16 protein-coding genes are annotated in these 21,998 nt (G+C 40.3%); 10 read left to right on the forward strand and 6 right to left on the reverse strand.

Annotated elements, in window-relative coordinates:
- The first annotated feature begins 58 nt into the window (after positions 1–58).
- Positions 59–2,059 (forward strand): transketolase, encoded by a 2,001-nt coding sequence (tkt, locus tag O1Q79_RS08385; protein ID WP_386691660.1) that lies wholly within the window; start codon positions 59–61, stop codon positions 2,057–2,059.
- Between the two features lie 72 nt (positions 2,060–2,131).
- On the opposite strand, the gene O1Q79_RS08390 is transcribed toward tkt, so the two are convergent.
- Positions 2,132–2,932: an IclR family transcriptional regulator gene (locus O1Q79_RS08390; RefSeq protein ID WP_386691662.1), complete on the reverse strand. Its 801-nt coding sequence runs from the start codon at positions 2,930–2,932 to the stop codon at positions 2,132–2,134.
- A 208-nt stretch (positions 2,933–3,140) separates the two neighbouring features.
- On the opposite strand from O1Q79_RS08390, the gene yiaK reads away from it, so the two are divergent.
- The 9 genes from yiaK (at position 3,141) to glmS (ending at position 12,882) form a co-directional block, all read left to right on the forward strand.
- Positions 3,141–4,139: a 3-dehydro-L-gulonate 2-dehydrogenase gene (gene yiaK, locus O1Q79_RS08395; RefSeq protein WP_386691664.1), complete on the forward strand. Its 999-nt coding sequence runs from the start codon at positions 3,141–3,143 to the stop codon at positions 4,137–4,139.
- Positions 4,140–4,214: 75 nt separating this feature from the next.
- A complete protein-coding gene (locus O1Q79_RS08400) occupies positions 4,215–4,676 on the forward strand; it encodes a YhcH/YjgK/YiaL family protein (protein ID WP_386691666.1) in 462 nt (153 codons plus the stop codon).
- 9 nt (positions 4,677–4,685) lie between these two features.
- A complete protein-coding gene (locus O1Q79_RS08405; protein ID WP_386689040.1) occupies positions 4,686–5,168 on the forward strand; it encodes a TRAP transporter small permease in 483 nt (160 codons plus the stop codon).
- On the forward strand, positions 5,165–6,442 hold the full coding sequence (locus O1Q79_RS08410; RefSeq protein ID WP_386691668.1) for a TRAP transporter large permease subunit: 1,278 nt from the start codon (positions 5,165–5,167) through the stop codon (positions 6,440–6,442). The genes O1Q79_RS08405 and O1Q79_RS08410 overlap by 4 nt, the downstream gene beginning before the upstream one ends.
- 40 nt (positions 6,443–6,482) lie before the next feature.
- Positions 6,483–7,472 (forward strand): TRAP transporter substrate-binding protein, encoded by a 990-nt coding sequence (locus O1Q79_RS08415; RefSeq protein ID WP_386689044.1) that lies wholly within the window; start codon positions 6,483–6,485, stop codon positions 7,470–7,472.
- An 89-nt stretch (positions 7,473–7,561) separates the two neighbouring features.
- Entirely contained in the window at positions 7,562–8,551 is a 990-nt protein-coding gene (locus O1Q79_RS08420; protein WP_386691670.1) for a TRAP transporter substrate-binding protein, read from the forward strand.
- A gap of 95 nt (positions 8,552–8,646) precedes the next feature.
- Entirely contained in the window at positions 8,647–10,104 is a 1,458-nt protein-coding gene (locus O1Q79_RS08425) for an FGGY-family carbohydrate kinase (RefSeq protein WP_386691672.1), read from the forward strand.
- A gap of 149 nt (positions 10,105–10,253) precedes the next feature.
- A complete protein-coding gene (locus O1Q79_RS08430; protein WP_386691674.1) occupies positions 10,254–11,024 on the forward strand; it encodes a DeoR/GlpR family DNA-binding transcription regulator in 771 nt (256 codons plus the stop codon).
- 25 nt (positions 11,025–11,049) lie between these two features.
- A complete protein-coding gene (gene glmS / locus O1Q79_RS08435; RefSeq protein WP_386691676.1) occupies positions 11,050–12,882 on the forward strand; it encodes a glutamine--fructose-6-phosphate transaminase (isomerizing) in 1,833 nt (610 codons plus the stop codon).
- Positions 12,883–12,928: 46 nt separating this feature from the next.
- Here the strand turns inward: glmS and ppx are convergent, their stop codons facing one another.
- The 5 genes from ppx to deoC all read right to left on the reverse strand — a co-directional run bounded on the left by ppx (position 12,929) and on the right by deoC (position 21,769).
- A complete protein-coding gene (gene ppx, locus O1Q79_RS08440; RefSeq protein WP_386691678.1) occupies positions 12,929–14,473 on the reverse strand; it encodes an exopolyphosphatase in 1,545 nt (514 codons plus the stop codon).
- A gap of 20 nt (positions 14,474–14,493) precedes the next feature.
- Complete coding sequence (locus O1Q79_RS08445) at positions 14,494–18,411, reverse strand: translocation/assembly module TamB domain-containing protein (RefSeq protein ID WP_386691680.1); 3,918 nt, start codon at positions 18,409–18,411, stop codon at positions 14,494–14,496.
- Positions 18,412–18,413: 2 nt separating this feature from the next.
- Positions 18,414–20,099, reverse strand: a complete 1,686-nt coding sequence (locus O1Q79_RS08450) for an autotransporter assembly complex family protein (protein ID WP_386693378.1) — start codon at positions 20,097–20,099, stop codon at positions 18,414–18,416.
- A gap of 216 nt (positions 20,100–20,315) precedes the next feature.
- Positions 20,316–21,071 (reverse strand): DNA-binding transcriptional repressor DeoR, encoded by a 756-nt coding sequence (gene deoR / locus O1Q79_RS08455; protein ID WP_386691682.1) that lies wholly within the window; start codon positions 21,069–21,071, stop codon positions 20,316–20,318.
- 23 nt (positions 21,072–21,094) lie between these two features.
- A complete protein-coding gene (gene deoC / locus O1Q79_RS08460; protein WP_386691685.1) occupies positions 21,095–21,769 on the reverse strand; it encodes a deoxyribose-phosphate aldolase in 675 nt (224 codons plus the stop codon).
- Positions 21,770–21,998 lie beyond the last annotated feature (229 nt).

Consider the following 21,998-nt stretch of genomic DNA (forward strand, 5'->3'; position numbering starts at 1 on the left):
ATCAGGTAAAATAAAAATCAGTTTATATTCATTCAATCTCATTAATCAGGAGTAAACAATGGCAACGCAAAAACAACTTGCAAATGCAATCCGTTTTTTAAGTATGGACGCTGTTCAAAAAGCAAAATCAGGTCACCCTGGTGCCCCGATGGGTATGGCGGACATTGCCGAAGTATTATGGCGTGGATTTTTAAAACATAACCCAACCAATCCAAAATGGGCAGATCGTGACCGCTTTGTGTTATCTAATGGACATGGTTCGATGTTGATTTACAGCTTGTTACATTTAACAGGCTATGATCTTTCTATCGAAGATTTAAAGAATTTCCGTCAATTACATTCTAAAACTCCAGGTCACCCTGAATATGGTTATGCCCCAGGGGTAGAAACGACCACAGGTCCATTGGGTCAAGGTATCACCAATGCAGTAGGTATGGCGATCGCAGAAAAAACCTTAGCGGGTCAATTTAACCGTGCAGGTCACGATATTGTGGATCACTTTACTTATGTGTTCTTGGGTGATGGCTGTTTAATGGAAGGGGTTTCACACGAAGCCTGTTCATTAGCAGGAACGTTAGGCTTAGGTAAATTAATCGCATTCTATGACGATAACAATATTTCCATTGATGGTCATGTTGACGGTTGGTTCACTGATGATACCCAAAAACGCTTTGAGGCCTACGGTTGGCAAGTGATTCCAGCGATTGATGGTCATAATCCACAACAAATTGCCGAAGCGGTGAAAAAAGCTCAAGCAGAAACCAATAAACCAACCTTGATTATCTGTAAAACCATTATCGGTTACGGTTCACCAAACAAATCAGCTTCGCACGATTGCCATGGTGCGCCATTAGGTGATGAAGAAATTGCGTTAACCCGTAAAGCATTAGAATGGGATTATGCCCCATTTGAAATCCCAGCCGATATTTATGCAGAATGGGATGCGAAAGCCAAAGGTCAAACAGCGGAAGCGGCATGGAACGAAAAATTTGCGGCTTATGCAAAAGCCTATCCTGAATTAGCCACTGAATTTAAACGCCGTGTGAGCGGTGAATTACCAGCCAACTGGGCAGCCGAAAGCCAAGCCTTTGTGGAAAAATTACAAGCTAACCCTGCTTCTATTGCGAGCCGTAAAGCCTCACAAAATGCGATTGAAGCCTATGCACACATTTTACCAGAATTCTTAGGCGGTTCAGCAGACTTAGCCAGCTCAAACTTAACCCTATGGTCAGGTTCAAAACCAATTCGTGCAACCACCAATGTGGACGGCAACTACCTCAACTACGGTGTGCGTGAGTTCGGTATGTCGGCGATTATGAACGGTATTGCCTTACACGGTGGATTCATTCCTTATGGTGCAACATTCTTAATGTTCTTTGAATATGCTCACAATGCAGTACGTATGGCAGCATTAATGAAACAACGTGTGTTGTTCGTTTACACCCATGACTCTATCGGTTTAGGCGAAGACGGTCCAACTCACCAACCTGTGGAACAAACAGCAGCATTACGTTTAATTCCAAACTTAGAAACATGGCGACCAGCGGATCAAGTGGAATCTGCGGTAGCGTGGAAATCTGCGGTAGAACGCAAAGATGGTCCGAGTGCCTTAATCTTCACTCGTCAAAACTTGGCACAACAACCACGCACAGCAGAGCAATTAGCTAACGTGGCTCGTGGTGGTTACATCTTAGTAGATTGCGGTTGCAACAACCCTGATGTGATCTTAATTGCTACGGGTTCTGAAGTGGAATTAGCCGTGAAAGCCGCAGAAGTGTTAAAAGGCGAAGGCAAAAAAGTGCGTGTGGTTTCTATGCCAAGCACCAACGTGTTCGACAAACAAGACGAAGCCTATCGTGAAAGCGTGTTACCAAAACACATTACCAAACGTGTAGCGATTGAAGCACAAACCGCAGACTTCTGGTACAAATATGTGGGCTTTGAAGGTCGCATCGTGGCAATGCACGGTTTCGGTGAATCTGCCCCAGCAGACCAATTATTCAAATTATTTGGTTTCACCGTGGAAAACGTGGTCGCGAAAGCGAAAGAGATTTTGTAATAGTCTAACTATTTGATTAATCTTAGTAAAGTGCGGTGAAAATTATTCTAGTTTTCACTGCACTTTCTTGTTTTAGGTGGAGATTTCAGCCACAAACCCTAATTCTTTCGAAATCAATAAGGCGGTTTTTCTAATTTCACTTAATAAAAAATCTACTCCCATTTGTCTAAGCCGATAGATGGATGTAGAAATCGATACCGCATATTCCACTTTATTAAAAGCATCAAAAACTGGACAAGCCACACAAACTACCCCTAGCTCATTTTCTTCCTTATCCATGGCAAATTGAATTTGGCGAATTTCCGCTAATTCCTGTTGCATTAAGTGTAAATCTGTAATGGTATTTTTGGTTAATTGCTGAATAGTATCTTGATGCGATTGCCAATAATTGACGACATAGCTTGTATTATTTTCATAAGCTAAATACAGTTTTCCCATGGCAGAACAATATAGCTGTAAATATTGCCCAATATATGCTCTTGTTTTTAACATACCTGTTGTTGGTTCGAGCTTATAGATCATAATGGCGTGATCGTCTTCTCGTTTGGAAAAATTCACCGTTTCGCCAAGGGTTAAGTTAAGTTGTTCTAAATAAGGCGATGCCAAATTAATGATGTTAAAGGAAGAAAGCGTTTTTTGACCGAGATTAAGGCATTTAGTAGTTAAGCGATAACTGCCCTGAGTGTTGGTTTGTTTAATATAGCCCTCTGCTTGCAAACCTTGCAATAAACGGTGTACCGTGCTTTTATTCAGTTGCGATAATTCGGCTAATTTGGCTAATGGGCAACCGTTAGGATAATCACTCAACAGATCCAGTAGTTTTAGTCCACGAATAAGGCTTTGATTCCCCGTGTTTTTTTCTTCATTTTGCATAATTTCCCCCACATCCTTGTTAACGTTTCACTATGTGAAATACTTTTCTATAAAAATGAGATCTAGCTCACAAATTTAAAAAATAATATATAACTTATTGATTTATAAATGTTTATATTTCATTACTTAAATTGACTTTTATGGTTGACAAGTGTACTTTATAAAACGTGATTTTACAATTTGAAATTTAGAAAATTTGGAGTATGCCATGAAAGTTTCTTATGAACAATTAAAAGCAGAATTTAAACGTGTCTTACTTTCTCGTAAAGTACGTGAAGATATTGCAGAAGAATGTGCAACAGTATTTGCTGACACAACGCAAGCGGGAGCCTACTCTCATGGGGTAAACCGTTTCCCACGTTTTATTCAACAACTCGAAAACGGCGATATTAAACCAGAAGCCGAGCCGACTAAAGAATTATCTTTAGGGGCGATTGAACAATGGGACGCTCATCAAGCCATTGGTAACTTAACTGCTAAGAAAATGATGGATCGAGCGATGGAATTAGCTGCAAAAAATGGTATCGGTGTAGTGGCATTACGTAATGCAAACCACTGGATGCGTGGCGGTTCTTATGGATGGCAAGCGGCTGAAAAAGGTTATATTGGTGTGTGTTGGACAAACGCATTAGCGGTAATGCCACCTTGGGGTTCGAAAGAATGTCGTATCGGAACTAATCCGTTAATCGTGGCGGTGCCAACTAGCCCAATTACCATGGTGGATATGTCTTGTTCTATGTATTCTTACGGTATGTTAGAAGTGCATCGTTTACAAGGTCGCCAAACCTTTGTGGACGCAGGGTTTGATGATGATAATAATCCAACCCGTGATCCTGCCACCGTAGAGAAAAATCGCCGTCTAATGCCAATGGGCTTCTGGAAAGGATCAGGTTTATCGATCGTGTTAGATATGATTGCAACACTGCTTTCTAATGGTGAATCTACCGCAGCGGTGACGGAAGATAAAGACGATGAATATTGCGTTTCCCAAGTGTTTATTGCGATTGAAGTGGATCGTCTGATTGATGGCAAAACCAAAGATGCAAAACTTAATCGTATTATGGATTATGTGCGTACCGCAGAGCCTGTCGATCCAAATCAACCTGTTCGTTTACCAGGTCACGAGTTCACTACGATTTTAGCCGATAATAAAGCTAATGGTATTCCAGTAGATGATACGGTTTGGGCTAAATTAAAATCGCTCTAATTTAGACCGCACTTTGGTTTTTTGTACAAAGTGCGGTGGCTTTTTCGTGAATTTTACAACATTAAGGATACTATTATGTTTTTTGGTCATATTGCTAAAGTCGAGCCGAACCGTTATCCGAAAGCGATTCAACAAGCCTTGAATTATCTTAAACATACCGATTTTGATTATCTTCCCGCTGGTCGCTATCCATTACAGGGCGACAGTTATGTACAAGTGTTAGATTTACAAACCCAGCCAAAATCAGCCTATCTGCCCGAAGTTCACCGTAAATATTTAGATGTGCAATATTGGCATAAAGGCAGTGAACGTATGGCGGTCGCACCTGATTTAGGCAATAACCCTGTGGCAGAAGAATATAGTGCGGAAAAAGATATTCTGTTTTATCAATCTATTCCAAATGAGCAAGAAATTCTGTGTCAAGCAGGCAATTTTGCGGTGTTCTTTCCAGAAGATGCTCACCGTGGTGCTTGTGCTGAAAATGAAACAGGGTTGATCCGTAAAATTGTGGTAAAAGTAGCAGTGAGTGAACTGTAGGAGGCAATAATGAAATCTTTTGCGTTATTGGTTGGAAAAGCGATTGAAGCTGTGGTGGTGTTAATTCTCACCGCAATGTCAATTCTCGTTTTTCTTAATGTGGTATTACGATACGGCTTTAATAGCAGTATCAACATCACTGAAGAAGTTTCCCGTTATATGTTTGTTTGGTTAGCTTTTTTAGGGGCAATTCTGGCTTTTAGTGAAAATCACCATGTGAGTGTGACAATTTTAACCCATAAATTATCAGAAAAAGGACGTAATTTATTGGGTATTGTGACAGACATCGCCATGCTGTTTTGTTGCTATTTAATCGTAGAGGGCGGTTGGATACAGTTTCAACTAAATCTATCGAATTATGCGCCGATTTCAAGATTGCCACAAGGTATAACCTACCTTGCTGCGGTTGTTGCTGGTGCATTAATTGGTGTGTTAATTATTGCTCGTTTAGTGACTAGAATTGGACTCGTATTCAAAGGAGAAACCAAATGACCGTTGTAATTTTCCTTTCTGTTTTATTAGGTGCGATTCTACTCGGTATTCCAGTAGCTTTTTCCTTATTGATTTGTGGCATTGCGTTAATGGTGCATTTAGATTTGTTTGACGCTCAAATCTTAGCCCAACAAATTGTAAGTGGTGCCGACAGTTTCTCATTAATGGCAATTCCATTCTTTATTCTGGCTGGCGAAATTATGAATGAGGGGGGTTTATCCAAACGCATTATTGATTTACCAATGAAGCTAGTAGGTCATAAACGAGGCGGTTTAGGCTTTGTAGCTATTATCGCCGCCATGATTATGGCAAGTCTATCAGGCTCTGCGGTTGCCGATACTGCCGCGGTGGCTGCCATGTTATTGCCAATGATGAAAACCACGGGCTATCCAATGGATAAATCTGCTGGTTTAATTGGTACCGCAGGTATTATTGCCCCGATTATTCCACCAAGTATTCCATTTATCGTATTCGGTGTAGCCAGTGGGGTTTCCATTACCAAATTATTCTTAGCGGGGATTTTCCCCGGTGTGATGATGGGGATATTCTTAGGCTTATTGTGGTGGTGGCAAGCTAAACGCTTAAACTTAATGACCTTTTCCAAAGCCACTAAACAAGAACTTTGTATTTCCTTTAAGAATAGTGTTTGGGCATTGTTGTTACCAGTGATTATTATCGGCGGTTTCCGTTCAGGTATTTTCACCCCAACCGAAGCAGGGGCAGTAGCAGCATTCTATGCGTTAGTGATTTCCTTGTTCGTGTATCGTGAGCTGAAAATCAAAGATCTTTATCGCATTATTTTAGCCGCAGGCAAAACCACCGCAGTGGTGATGTTCTTGGTAGCGGCTGCCAATGTAACAGGTTGGTTAATCACCGTGGCAGAACTACCGCAAATGATGACCGAATTACTTGAGCCATTAATTGATAGCCCAACATTGTTGTTAATCGTGATTATGTTTGTGGTATTTATTATCGGCATGGTGATGGATTTAACTCCGACCGTATTAATTTTAACCCCAGTGTTAATGCCATTAGTGGAAGAAGCGGGTATCGATCCTGTGTATTTTGGTGTGTTGTTTATTCTGAATACGTCTATTGGTTTAATTACACCGCCAGTAGGTAATGTGTTAAATGTCATCACAGGTGTATCAAAACTGCCGTTTGACCGAGCAGCAAGAGGTATTATGCCTTATATGCTAATGATGATTGTAGTTTTATTCTTGTTTATTTTCTTCCCTTCACTGATTTTAGTGCCATTGGGTTGGATGCTGTAAAAACAATTCATTTTACTTAACTCTCAAATGGAGAAATCTTATGAAACTTTTTAATTTAAAAACCTTAGCTGCTTTTGTTGCTGCCACAACCATGTTGGTGGCAACTAATGCCAGTGCAGAAACGAGCTTGCGTTTCGGCTATGAAGCACCACGCACTGATAGCCAACATATTGCGGCGAAAAAATTTGATGAATTATTGAAAGAAAAAACCAAAGGGGAAATCAAATTAAAACTTTTCCCAGATAGTACCTTAGGTAACTCGCAAACCATGATTGCTGGCGTGCGTGGTGGTACCATTGATATTGAAATGTCTGGTTCACCGAACTTTACAGGGTTAGTGGAAAAACTTAATGTTATTGATATTCCATTTATTTTTAAAGATCGTACGCACGCATTCAAAGTATTAGACGGTGAAATCGGTCAAGGGTTATTAAAAGATCTTGAGGCACAAGGCATCAAAGGGTTAGCATTCTGGGACGTAGGTTTCCGTGCGTTCTCTAACTCAAAACACACCGTGACGAAACCTGAAGATATTAAAGGTTTGAAAGTACGGACTAACCAAAACCCAATGTACATTGAAGCCTTTACCTTGTTAGGCGGTAATCCAGTACCAATGCCATTAGCGGAACTTTATACGGCATTAGAAACCCGTGCTGTTGATGCTCAAGAACACCCAATCGGGATTTTCTGGTCAAATAAACTGTATGAAGTACAAAAATTCTTAAGCCTAACCAATCACGGTTATACCCCGTTAATTGTGGCGATGAATAAAGCGAAATTTGATGCACTCACACCAGAATTACAAACAGCGTTAATTGAAGCTGCCAAAGAAGCTGGACAATTCCAACGTGATTTGAACATTAAAAATGAAACTGAAATTGTGGCAAATTTACGTAAAGCTGGTGTTGAAGTGACGGAAAACATTGATCAAGCACCATTCAAAGCGGTGATTGAAGAAAAAGTACGTCAATCTTTCATCAATAAAAATGGTGATGAATTAATTAAAGCGATTGATGCCCTAGCTCAATAGCAAGCAAACAGAAGTGCGGTGAAAAAATTACAATTTTTTGTACCGCACTTTCCGAATAAATCCCAACTTGCTGTTAAACGGAGAATGTTATGAAACGATTTAATTTAAAAACCTTAAGTGCTTTTGTCGCCGCAGTGACGATGTTTACAGTGAGTCATGCGGTGGCTGAAACCAGTTTACGTTTTGGCTATGAAGCACCACGTAGCGACAGCCAGCACATAGCGGCGAAAAAATTTGATGAATTACTAAAAGAAAAAACCAAAGGGGAAATCAAATTAAAACTTTTCCCTGATAGTACGTTAGGCAATGCACAAGCCATGATTGCAGGTGTGCGTGGTGGTACCATTGACATTGAAATGTCCAGCTCATCTAACTTTACAGGATTAGAACCGAAGATCAATGTGATTGATATTCCGTTTATTTTTAAAGATCGTTCGCACGTTGTTAAAGTTTTAGATGGCGAAATTGGGCAAGGTTTATTAAAATCCCTTGAAACACAAGGCTTAAAAGGTTTAGCGTTTTGGGACGTAGGTTTTCGTGCATTTTCGAACTCAAAACACCCAGTCACCAAGCCTGACGATATTAAAGGATTGAAAGTACGCACTAACCAAAATCCAATGTATATTGAAACCTTTAGCTTGTTAGGCGGTAATCCCGTCCCAATGCCACTAGCGGAACTTTATACTGCCTTGGAAACCCGTGCTGTTGATGCACAAGAACACCCTGTCGGGATTTTCTGGTCATCAAAATTATTTGAGGTGCAAAAATATTTAAGTTTAACCAACCATGGTTATACCCCATTAATTGTGGTGATGAACAAAGCCAAATTTGATTCGCTTTCACCTGAATTACAAGCTGATTTATTGGAAGCTGCCAAAGAAGCAGGGCAATTCCAACGTGATCTTAATGTGAAAAACGAAAAAGAAATCGTGGAAAATTTACGTAAAGCAGGGATTGAAGTCACTGAAACCATCAATCAAGCCCCATTCAAAGCCGTGATCGAAGAAAAAGTACGTAAATCCTTTATCGACAAAAATGGCGATGATTTGATTAAAGCGATTGATGCGTTAGCAAAATAACGATGCGTATCGCCCTTTTCGCTCCCCTTGCTTGCGGGGGGAGCTGTCCAAAGGACTGAGGGGGCGTTCAAACCCAAGATAACGAGAACAATAATATGAATTACTACTTAGGCATAGACTGTGGTGGCACCTTTGTTAAAGCCGCCTTATTTGACCAAACAGGCAAACTTTACGGCATTCAGCGTGAAAACGTTTCTGTGATCAGCGAGCAAGCAGGTTACGCTGAACGAGATATGCAACAATTATGGCAAATCTGTGCCAAAGTAGTACGTCAAACCATTCAACAAAGTGGTGTAGAACCGAGCCAGATTAAAGGTGTCGGCATTTCCGCACAGGGTAAAGGGGCGTTTTTGTTGGATAAACAAAAGCAACCTTTGGGGCGTGCCATTCTTTCTTCTGATCAACGTTCTCTTGAAATTGTCAAACAATGGCAAGCAGACGGTATTCCACAAAAACTCTATCCAATCACTCGCCAAACCTTATGGACAGGACACCCTGTGTCGATTTTACGTTGGGTGAAAGAACATCAACCAGAGCGTTATGCTAATATCGGGGCGGTATTAATGTCCCATGACTATTTGCGATTCTGTTTAACGGGCGAACTGCATTGCGAAGAATCCAATATTTCCGAATCCAATTTGTATAATATGCAAGTGGGCGAATATGATATTGAACTAGCAAGATTACTGGGAATTGAAGAAATTTTCACTCAATTACCACCGATTATTAAATCTAACCAAATTGCAGGCTATGTTACCCAACAAGCTGCTGAATTGTCAGGTTTAGCCGTAGGGACTCCCGTGGTTGGTGGATTATTTGATGTGGTTTCCACCGCACTTTGTGCCAAATTAGATGATGAAACGAAACTTAATGCGGTGTTAGGTACTTGGTCAGTGGTGAGTGGTATTACCGCTGAAATTGATGATAAACAAACGATACCTTTCGTGTATGGACGTTATGCTACACCGAACCAATTTATTGTGCATGAAGCTAGTCCAACTTCATCAGGCAATTTAGAATGGTTTGTAAAACAGTTTGGTAATGTGGATTATGCGGAAATTAATCAAGGCATCAGCCAATTACCGCCTGCCACTAGCTCGGTGTTATTCGTGCCGTTTCTCTATGGTTCAAATGCAGGTTTAGGTATGCAAGCTGGTTTTTACGGTATGCAAGCACATCATACTCAAATGCACTTATTGCAAGCGGTGTATGAAGGGGTGTTGTTCAGCCTGATGTATCACTTAGAACGTATGTTGCAACGTTTTCCACAAGCCGATGTATTAAGAGTGACGGGTGGACCGACAAAATCGGCTGTATGGATGCAAATGTTAGCGGATCTCACCGCTATGCGATTAGAAGTGCCAAATGTAGAAGAAACAGGTTGTTTAGGGGCTGCATTAATGGCAATGCAAGCCGATGGATTGACTGAACAGCCCGCGGTATTACAAGCAGATATGCAAGTGTATCAACCTAATCCGCAATATTATGCCGCTTATCAGCAAAAATATCAGCGTTATCAGCAGTTTGTTAGTGCACTAAAAACGTTGCTGTAAATAAAAACGCTTGTTAAATTCACCGCACTTTAGATGAGATTCCAAAAGTGCGGTGAATTTTTTTATATTTTTTGTGGCAAAATTTCTATTTACATTCAAATAATTTACTATATAATTTCGATTCGAAACTTATTCCGATAAATCATCTAATGAAACGAAACTTAAGTCAACGTAATACCCAACAACGTCGTCAGCATATTATGCAACTGCTGCAACAACAGGGCGAAGTCAGTGTTGAGCAGTTAGTACAATGCTTTGAAACCTCCGAAGTGACCATTCGTAAAGATCTCACTGCTTTAGAAAGTAACGGTTTTTTACTTCGTCGTTATGGCGGCGCAATTTTGATGCCGAAAGATATTTTGGATCAAGATGAATTGCTTTCACAACAAAAGTTAGCCATTGCCAAAATGGCCTCGGAACGGATTAGAGAGCATAATCGAATTATTGTAGATAGTGGCAGTACCACGGCAGCGTTAATTAAACAGTTGGATGGTAAACAAGGTTTAGTGGTGATGACCAATTCCTTGTCGGTGGCAACAGAATTACGTTCCTTAGAAAATGAACCGACGTTGTTAATGACAGGGGGGACTTGGGATACCCATTCGGAATCTTTTCAAGGTAAAGTGGCAGAACAAGTATTACGTTCCTATGATTTCGATCAACTTTTTATCGGGGCGGACGGTATTGATTTAGAGCGTGGTACGACCACCTTTAATGAATTAATCGGATTAAGTCAGGTGATGGCAGAAGTGAGCCGTGAAGTGATTGTGATGGTGGAAAGCCAAAAAATTGGCAGACGGATGCCAAATTTAGAACTCACTTGGGATCAAATAAATGTGTTGATAACCGATAACCAAATATCAGCACAGGATAAACAATTTATCGAGAATTTAGGCGTACAAGTGATAGTCGCGGAATAAGAATTTAATTTATAAGGAAAAAACTATGTGTGGAATTGTTGGTGCAGTAGCACAACGTGATGTGGTAGAAATCTTAATTGATGGTTTACACCGTTTAGAATATCGTGGTTACGACTCAGCAGGCGTCGCGGTATTAGGTGAAGACAAAAAAATGCAGATTGTTCGCCGTGTTGGGAAAGTAAAATCCCTTGAAGATGCAGTAAATGCCAAACCATTATTAGGTGGGACAGGTATTGCACATACACGTTGGGCAACCCATGGAGAACCGTCCGAAATCAATGCTCACCCACACCGTTCAGGACATATTGCGGTAGTGCATAATGGGATCATTGAAAATTATCTTGAATTAAAAGAACAGTTACAGGCTCGTGGCTACGTGTTCCAATCACAAACTGATACCGAAGTCATTGCACATTTAGTGGAATGGGAATTTCGCAATGTGAAAACCTTATTAGAGGCGGTACAAAAAGCGGTTGTACAATTACGTGGCGCTTATGGTACGGTAGTAATGAATGAACAAGATCCAGAACGTTTAATTGTGGCACGTTCAGGTTCGCCGTTGGTCATTGGTTATGGCGTAGGGGAAAATTTCTTAGCCTCCGATCCGTTGGCATTATTAAGCGTTACCCGTCGTTTTGCTTATTTAGAAGAAGGCGATGTCGCTGAAATTACACGCCGTCATGTGTCGATTTTTAATCGTGCAGGCGAACCTGTGGAACGTGAAATTCATGAAGGAAACTTTGAAGCTGATGCGGCGGATAAAGGGCAATATCGTCACTATATGCAAAAAGAAATTTTTGAGCAACCTGTGGCGATTATTAACACCTTAGATGGTCGTATTAAAGACGGCAAAGTGGATATTCAGTCTATCGCCCCAAATGCAGCAGAGATTTTATCTAAAGTACAACACGTGCAAATTGTCGCTTGTGGAACCTCTTACAATGCGGGTATGGTAGCTCGTTACTGGTTTGAATCCATTGCTGGGGTAGGTTGTGATGTGGAAATTGCATCAGAATTTCGTTACCGCAAATTCGTGACTCGTCCGAATAGCTTATTAATTACCTTGTCGCAATCTGGTGAAACCGCAGATACTTTAGCTGCATTACGTTTAGCCAAAGAATCGGGTTATATGGCAGCCATGACGATTTGTAACGTGGCAAGCTCGTCTTTAGTGCGTGAATCGGATTTTGCTTTTATGACTAAAGCTGGTGTAGAAATCGGTGTTGCCTCTACCAAAGCGTTTACTACACAATTAACCTGTTTATTATTGTTGAACGTAGCACTTGGTCGTTTAAACGGTCATGTTAGCGAAGAGCAAGAACACCACATTGTACAGGCTTTACAACGTTTGCCTGCTCAAATTGAAAGTGCGTTGGTGTTTGATAAACAAATTGAAAAATTATCCGAAGATTTTGCCGATAAACACCATACCTTATTCTTAGGGCGTGGCGAATATTATCCTATTGCCATGGAATCAGCCTTGAAATTAAAAGAAATTTCTTATATTCATGCGGAAGCCTATGCGGCAGGTGAATTAAAGCACGGTCCACTTGCTTTAATTGATAGCGAAATGCCTGTGGTGGTGGTGGCACCAGAAAATGATTTATTGGAGAAAGTGAAATCTAATATCGAAGAAGTGCGCGCAAGGGGCGGTCAGCTTTATGTATTTGCCGATAATGATGCCGGTTTTGAAAATGCAACAGGGTTTAAAACCATTGTATTGCCAAAAGTGGATGAAGTTACCGCGCCGATTTTCTACACTGTACCGTTGCAATTATTGTCTTATCATATTGCCATTATTAAAGGTACCGATGTGGATCAACCACGTAATTTAGCCAAAGCCGTAACAGTGGAATAACATCGTTGAGAAGGTAATTAGGTGCATGAAATGCACCTAATTTTTTCTATTCAACCGCAAGATCCAACCCAATTTCAATCAGATATCGCTGTTCTAATTTTAAATCCTGTTGAACCAGTGGATTACGTTTAAGATAGTCGTTTTCAAAGTTCAACTGCCACAAAGTGCGGTGGGTTTTTAATGAGATTTTATCGGTCTGCTCGGTAGCTTGACGAGAACGGTTGAGTAAAATCGCCAAACGTAATAAACGAACTAACGCCAAAATATCTTGTGGTGTATAACGTGAGAATTGAGCAATATCATCAAGATGAAAGCCGTTGATTTGCAAACGAACTAAGGTCGATAATAAGCGTTGTTGTTCCTTATCAAACCCCGGTAATTCCATATTTGACAAAATATAAGCAGAATGTTTTTGCATATTTTTGTGATTAATCACAATGCCAACTTCATGTAATAACGCCGCCCAAAGTAGGATTTCTTGCATTTCGTTAACAAATTCATTCGTTTGCCACGCAATGAATTGTTGGGTTAATTGCACCGCCGTTTTGCTGACTCGTTCCGCTTGAATACGATCAATATTAAACTGTTCCGCTAAGGCTTCAGCCGTGCGTTGACGGATATTTTTCACTTGAAAATTTTTATCTAAGCTGTACATCACGCCCTCACGCAATGCCCCGTCAGAATAACGCATTTGTTCAATTTGATAAGTGTCAAATACCGCACTTAAAATGGCTAACCCTGGTACAAAAACATCTGCCCGTTCTTCGTTTAAGCCTGCCAGTTTTAGATTATCAAAATGCGTAGCCTTTAGCGTACGTTCAATCAGAAAATCTAATCGACCTGCGGTGATAATGCCATCAGAGTCAAGCGTGGCAGTGATCACTTGATGGACAGTTTTAATCGTACCAGATGAACCTAGCACATATTGCCAACCTAACTGACGATAAGATGCTGCCAAATCGGCAATGCGGCTTAAGGCGGTTAAGCGAGCTTGTTGAAAATTTTCTCGGCTAATTTTGCCGTTTGGAAAAAATTGTTTGGCGAAACTCACACAACCCATATTACGACTTTCAGCTAAAATTGGATCAAAATCTTCGCCAATAATCATTTCAGTTGAACCACCACCAATATCAATCACCAGCTTGCGACCGCTTTCAGGTTGGGTATGAGATACCCCCGCGTAAATCATTTTGGCTTCGCGTTGCCCCGAAATAATATCTATCGGATAAGGAAACACCGCTTTGGCTTGGCGTAAAAATTCTGCTTTATTCACCGCACTTCGCAACGTGTAGGTGCCAACGACATTCACATTTTCCGCTTGAAAGCCCTGTAAACGTTCAGCAAACAAAGCTAAGCAATTTACTCCTCGGGTAATCGCGTCCTGATCTAACACGCCGTTTTGATCTAACCCTTTTGCCAACTGCACTTTTTGCTTTAAGCGTGACAAAATTTGGATCGAACCGTTAACAATACGTGCCACAATCATATGAAAGCTGTTCGATCCCAAATCAATTGCCGCAATTTCTCTCACTTGATACTTATCACCTTGTGAGAGTGTGGTTGCTTTTGTAATTAAATTAATATTATTCATACATCCATCATTCACAAAAATTAAAATTCAAATTCATACAATACATCAAAGGCTTGATTGACGCCTGACACGGATTGTAAGAAAAATTGTGGGAATAAACGATAACGTAAAGTGACTTCGGCTAAGCCGTCAAATAATCCCACCCCATACTTAATTTTTAAACGTGGCGTAATATTACCGCTCACAACCACTTTAGAACTATCGCCTACTCCAGCGGTACCCAGATTTAAATCTTGAATGCCAAAAACTTCACCAATACCTCCTACCAGTTTACCACTTTTGGCTAATCCTATACCGAGTAAGGCTGCCCCCACTGAACCGCTAGAACCAGCTTCGCCACTACTTTCTAATGATCGACCGGTTAAAATATACGATAAAGCTTGATCTTGTGGCAGACTTGGTTCAGAGAATACTTCTACCCTAGGGGCGTCCGCCACCCCAGTCACTTTAATGCCGGCGGTTACTTTGCTATCTTCCATGGCTTCTGGATTACGAATGGCTTCAATATTTAACAATGGTTGAGAGGGTAATCCAGAAAAACTAATTTGCCCTTTACGAATGATTAAATCTTGCCCGAAAGAAGCGTAACGTCCATGTTTCAAGTCAACTTGTCCATATAAACCTAACGCTCCCTTTTCTTGGCGAACGGCTAATCTACCTTCTAAATTACTGTCTAACCCATAGGCTTTCACATTAACATCTTTACCGATATTAATATCTAAATCTGATGTGATCAACATCCCCGATTCTGTAGTTGTTGCCATTTGACGAGCCGCCAAAATATCACCATTTTTTAATGGGTTTAAGTTTTCTAAAATCACTTCATCACTACTTACTGCCACCGCACTTTCCGGTAAACTTTCTACTTCAATTCTTGCCCATGGAATATCAATATTGCCACTTAATGCTAATAATTCTGGTGTTGCCGTTACAGTCACATTCGGGCTAACGCGTAATTTTGCTATAGATGGAATATTGACAAAGAATTTGTCTGCTTGAGCATTCACTCTCGCATTCCATTGCTCAATATTTTTCCAATCAGCATCACCATCTAACACTAAATGGCTGTCTGCTGTTTGTATATCGCCTTTCAGTGTCGAACGATTGCCATAAAAATTTAACGCTACCGCCCCCCCCGTCACTTCTACCGGTGATGATTTTAATTTTGCTTTTAATTGATTGATATTAAACGAACCATTCAATAATGGAGCAGTTAAATCACCGGCAAAAGTTAAATGTGATGTCACACTGCCCGAAATTTGTTCACCGTTAGATAATAGTTGATTCAACAAATTTAAATTTACACCATTAATATTGAATACCCCTGATAATTTGCGCGCGTTGATAATATCATTGATCTTCATATCGGCATTAATGCGACCATTATTTTGAATCTGAATATCAGATTTCACCTGCAAATTATCATTGTCTAACTGTGCGTTTAACGCCAATCTAGGCACAGCTAATTTAAAGGTGCGGTAATCTATTTTTTGTGCCACATTCACACCATCACCATTGACTTGTAAATCCAATTTCAACGGTTTATCCGCATTCCACGCAAAGCTACCTGAACTGCGTAAGATACCCTGTAATAAGCCGTCCTGTTCAGTTAACTTATTCACTAATGCTAGATTCAACCGTTTTAAATCGAAAGGAATTTCACCATTTTTCCCCGCTTTAAAGGTTTGTGGAAAACATAAATCAATGTCCGTATGTTTCCAACAGTGACTTGAGATGGTGGTGAGGTTTTGTTTATTATCAAAAGTAATATCAATATTTTGGCTGTTTTTCACTTCCCCAATCGGTGAATTCACATCCACTTGGCTTAATGTACCCTTCCACACTTGTGAACTGCGGTCAAAACTGCCCGACAAATTCAATCCTCCCGCCACCGGTTCACCACTGGAATATAATTGTAATTGGTGGGATTTCTCATTACCTGATGCGGTCAATTTAGCATTGTTCAGTTTAATCTCACCTTGACTGAATCCGCTTAATTCTACATTTAAATTACCTTGAATTTGTTGCTCTGTGCTTACATCACCTTTGGCGATGACTTTAGCTATTTTTAGGTCTTGAAACTGAATATTATTCCCCGTTAAATCTAGCACTAAATTAGGCTCCGTGAGCTTGCCTTTAATATACGCTTTCCCTATAACAGAGGCAGATAAATCAGGCAACAAACCTTTTAAATTCGGGGCATTAATATCCAACAGAAAATCTGATTGTTCGGTTAATGTCCCGGTTGCTACAATATGATTTACGCCATAATTTAGGCTAATTTGGGACGTATTGAGCAAGACTTGATTATCTGATGTTAGGCTACCTTTTAGGCTTAACGGATTTTTTGATAACGATCCTTGAATATTTAATTCAGGCATCGCAAGCGCCCACCGCTCTCCTTTTACTTGCCCTGTGTGAGTTAATTTGCCCGATAATATCGCTGGAAATGAAGATAAATAAGCGCCGAGATTAATTTTGTTTAAATCTGTCTCCGCTTGCCATTCTACGCCATCTCGCCAATTTAATTTCCCCATTAAACCCAGTGCACCATCTAAGGCATTCAGTTGTAATTTTTCAATTTCCGTGTGCGAAATACCACCGTTAGCTTGTAATGCCAAATCGGTTGTGGGTGCCGACATGCCTTTTACGTTGCCATGTAATGTCAATTGGTAATCAAGCAAGTTACCTGTTACATTAAGGGTCACATTTTGCACGTTGAGTGGATCATCCGTTTGGTTAAACGGATAACTAAACTTTGGCAGATTTAAGGTTAAATTTAATGGCGTTTTTTCGCTATTGAGTTGCACATCTGCATTCAAGATCGCATCTGCTACACCTTGGGTGGTAAGCGAAAGTGCGGTGTTTTTTTTCAAATCTCCGCTAATGGAAAGATCCACCACAGATTTTGGCAATAAAATCTCATCACCTTGTTTAATGGTATCGAGGTCAGCGTGTACGGTTAAATTCAGTGGCATAGCCTGATCTAACTGGATATTTCCTTGCGCTTGAATATTGCCAACCGAACTGTCAATCTGTAAAGTTTGTAATGCTACCGTTGCACCCGTGGCATCTACTTGAATTTGTACTTTGGGAACATCAATTTGCTGAACTAATTTGCCATCAATAATTTGTTGATATTGCCAATCTTTACCCGAAATATCCGGAATATGCAGATCAAAAGGTAAAATAATCTCGCTTACATTGGCTAATAACGCAGGGGTTAAACTTTGTTCAATTTGTTGCCAATTGATGGGTTCGTTTGGTTGGTTTTCTTGCTTAACCTCGTCTTTTTCCTCACGAGAGCTGGTGAAAATATAGGCTAAATCATTAATTTGTGTGGGTTCAAGGGTTAATCCATTATCATTATTTAAAAACACCGCCGTGTGAAATTTACCTAAATGCATTTGATTGCTATCAATGCCTAACGCCAGATTATCAACTTCCACATTTTTCACGGCTATCGAAACAGGCAGGGTAATCCGTTGCATTGTACCATTTTCTTTCTCGGATTCGGGTTCTGACGGTGATAATTTGCTCGTATCAATATGAATAGCAGGCTGTTGCACCTGTAAATTTTCAATGCAAATATCGGCTTTAAGTAAACAACCAAAATCAAATTTTAATTCTGCTTGTGCAATATTCGTTTCTACGCCAGCAGATTGGAATTGCACATCTTTTAGCAATAATCCATGTTGTAATTTGCCTTGTACATCGCCAATGGTTAAACCGTCCACATATTTATCCGCTAAGCCAATCGCCCACTGCGTACCACTTTCGGTGCCGACTATGCCCGCAACGCCCAAGCTTGCAGCCCCTGCAATACCAACTAATACACCGGTTGCCACTAAACTGCGGTGTAAAAATTTACTTTTTTTGCCACCAGCTGATTGACTAGATTGCGGTACATTTTCGTTTTGTTGAACTGGTTCTGTCATCCCTAAATCTCCGCCCCTAATCCTATGTAAAATTGAATATTTTTGCTATCGTCTTTATCTCGTACAGGAGTGGCAATATCAAATTTAATTGCTCCTACTGGCGACGCCCAACGCACCCCCACACCCGCGCCATAACGCAATTCATCTGTGCTATAAGAATTAGCGGCTAATCCTGCATCATAGAACGTTGCCAACCACCAACTCGGATAAACCTGATATTGATATTCAAGTGATCCCGTGGCTAAGCGAGAGGCGCCGATTAACTTACCATTGCTATCTTTGGGGGAAATTTTCTTATAACCATAACCTCGCACACTACGATCTCCCCCTGCAAAGAAACGCATAGCAGGTGGCATTCGATGTAAATCGTTAGTATGTAACCAACCAATATCCAAACGACTCACTACACGATGATTTTCCGCAAAAGTTTTAATCACCGCGCCTGATGCACGCAAGCTGAGAAAATTCACATCCGATAATAAGGCTTTGGTTCCCCAGTCTGCGGTTAAACTGATGGAATGAGCCCAAGTAGGAAATAATCCACCTTCCAAATATTTATGACTAATACTGCCCGTGGGATAAAGTAAAAAGGTTTTATCTTCCACATCAGCTTGGGTAAATTTATCGTAACGTGTTCTTACTCCCCACGAATACTGCCAACCGCTAGGATGATCCCAATAACGCAATGCCCCGAACGTGATGGCGGTGGATTTGGTATCAGTACTGCTGTCGTCCTCGTTTTCAATTCCCGTGCTAAATTGATAATATTCATATAGCGGGCTTCTCAAACGTGGCATTTTATACGCCATTTCAATGGTTTGTTTCGGATCTGATACATAGAAATTCGATGAAAAGCTATGCCCGCGATTATTAATCCAAGGTTTTTTCCAACCTAGCTGCAAGCGCGGTCCCACATCGGATGAATAACCCAGTCCCACTTCCATGGCATTTTTCTTTTTCGGGTACATTAAGACATCAAAATCCACCGTTTTATTTTCTTCATTTAAGGAGGGTTTCATCAGCACCGACTGAAACCAACCGGTTGAGGTATAATCATTATTTGCTTTTAGCACATCATTCAATAAATAGGATTCGCCCTGCTGTAGATTTAACATATTACGTAAATAATCTTCACGAATTTGGGCATTTTTAAAACGAAATTCACCATAACGATAACGCTCACCACTTTCAAACACCAAACGCCACCAAGCTTGATAGGTGGACGGCATTACTTCTAAACGGTGAATAGAAAAATCCGCATCAAAATAACCCCGTTGAACTGCTAATTTTTGCACCGCACTTTTATAATCATCATAGCTTTCGTGATTAACAATATCACCTTTCTTCGGCAGGTCTTTATTTAAAGCAAGAAAAGCTTCATCTTTTTTGGCATCTCCTTCAATCTGCACATCAGCTTGTTCGATTCGCACCGGATTGCCTAATTCCACATTCGCAATTAGCTCTTTACCATTCGGTGCTAAACTAAAGTTAAGCTGAAAATCATAATAACCCAACACCCGCAAACCTTTATACAATGCAGTGCGCATTAATTCTTGATGACGTTCTGAACCATCCGACTCTTCTGCACTAATTTCATTAATATAGATTTGCGCATTCTCTTTTAATTTTTCATCTTGAATGCCTTGCAAACGTACTTTCATTGTTGGCGTAACGACATTCTGTGCCATCTCTGGTGGAGCGTTCTGTGTGGAATCACCTTGCTCCGCTAAGGTCATCAGGGGATAACCGACGACATAACCCAATACCAATAAAGACGGCAACTGCTTGCTAAATTTCATCTTATTCAACCTGTAAAAGCGATTACTGTTCTTAGGGCTTGCCCTTATTTTCTTAATATCTTAGTTTACATTTCAATGAGATAGTTCGCAATTATTGAATAGTATTTATTTTGTTAAAATCGGCGATTTAATAACATTAAATACGGCGGGCAAGGTCTGATCACAAACTAATAAATCAAACTGCACCAAATCCCCCACATACGCCTGTTGAACCTTATTAATTTTAGAATGATCAAACACTAAAATAGATTGTTGGGTTTTCGCCATCGCTTTGTGCTTGGTTTTGGCTTCGTCTAAATTAAAGCAGGTGACGCCCTGTTGACTATCCACGCCTGCCGCCGAAATAAAGGCTTTAGTCGTACAAATCGCGTCCAATTCAGTGTTGACTTGGATTGGCGTGAGAAAAGAATTATGTCGAGAATAATGACCACCACATAAAATCACATCACAGTTTGGTTTTTCCTGCAATAACAAAAAACTATTAATGGAGCAACAAAGTGCTGTGAATTTTATTGAAGTATTAATCTGTGATGCAATAAATGGAATGGTTGAACCGCAATCAAAAAAGACAACGTCATTTTCTTGCACTAACTCCGCTGCCAGCTTACCCACTTGCATTTTTTCCGCAATATGCTTTGTTTCTTGCTCGAAAATTTGGTAGCCATTCTCGTTGGGTTTTTGCGGATCTTTCACAATATAGCCACCTAATAACACAACGGAGCCTGTACTGGTGTTCAAATCACGGCGAATGGTCATCTCCGACACATTGAGAATATTCGCGGCATCTCGCAAATGCAATTTATCCATTTGCTTAATTAGAAATTCCAGTTTTTCAAGACGAGATTGCGTTTTTTTATCCATAACAGGCTCACTTTTGGCAAGGATTAATAACCTCCTTGATTATCTTGCAAACCACTGATAATTGCAATCCCTGCACTTGCCCCAATTCGGCTAGCACCTGCTTTAATCATGGCTATCGCCGTTTCGGTATCACGTACTCCACCTGAAGCTTTCACGCCCAATTTTTCGCCCACGGTTTGACGCATCAACGCAATATCTTCCACCGTCGCCCCACCTTTGTTAAAGCCTGTGGATGTTTTCACAAAACCCACATCCAAATCACGGCAAATTTCACACGCCTTAACAATTTCATCTTTGCTTAACAAACAGGTTTCCAAAATCACTTTTAAGATTTTGCCGTTGCAAGCATTCAATACAGCTTGAATATCTGCTTGCACATCTTCCCATTTACCCGATTTAATCCAACCCACATTAATCACCATATCAATTTCTTCCGCTCCAGCTTCAATGGCTTTCTGTGCTTCAAAGGCTTTCACCGCCGACAAATTCGCTCCCAATGGAAAACCTACCACTGTGCAGATTTTCACATCAGAACCAGCCAACTGTTGTTTAGCCAACGGAATATAGCCCGAATTAATACACACCGAACAAAAATGATGTTCTAATGCTTCTTGGCAGAGTTGCACAATATCTTTTTCCGTTTTTTCAGCGGTTAGGGCAGTGTGATCGATAAATTTCGCTAATTCATTTGGTTTCATAATAATGTCCTTTTTTGTTTGGTTTTTGTGATTATTTTAACTTTTTTATATTTTACAGTAAAAATTTCTTAATTCTGTGATCTTTGTCACAAAAATAACATTTTATTTGATTTATACTATATGAAATTAATTTTGTTAGAAATATCACATAAAGCACTTGTGCTGAAAAATTAATACTATTTAATTATTCGAAAGTAGGGTGAAATTTACTGCACTTTTTGTGTATTTC

It is taken from the genome of Lonepinella sp. MS14434 (genome assembly GCF_042468235.1).
GTDB lineage: Bacteria > Pseudomonadota > Gammaproteobacteria > Enterobacterales > Pasteurellaceae > Lonepinella.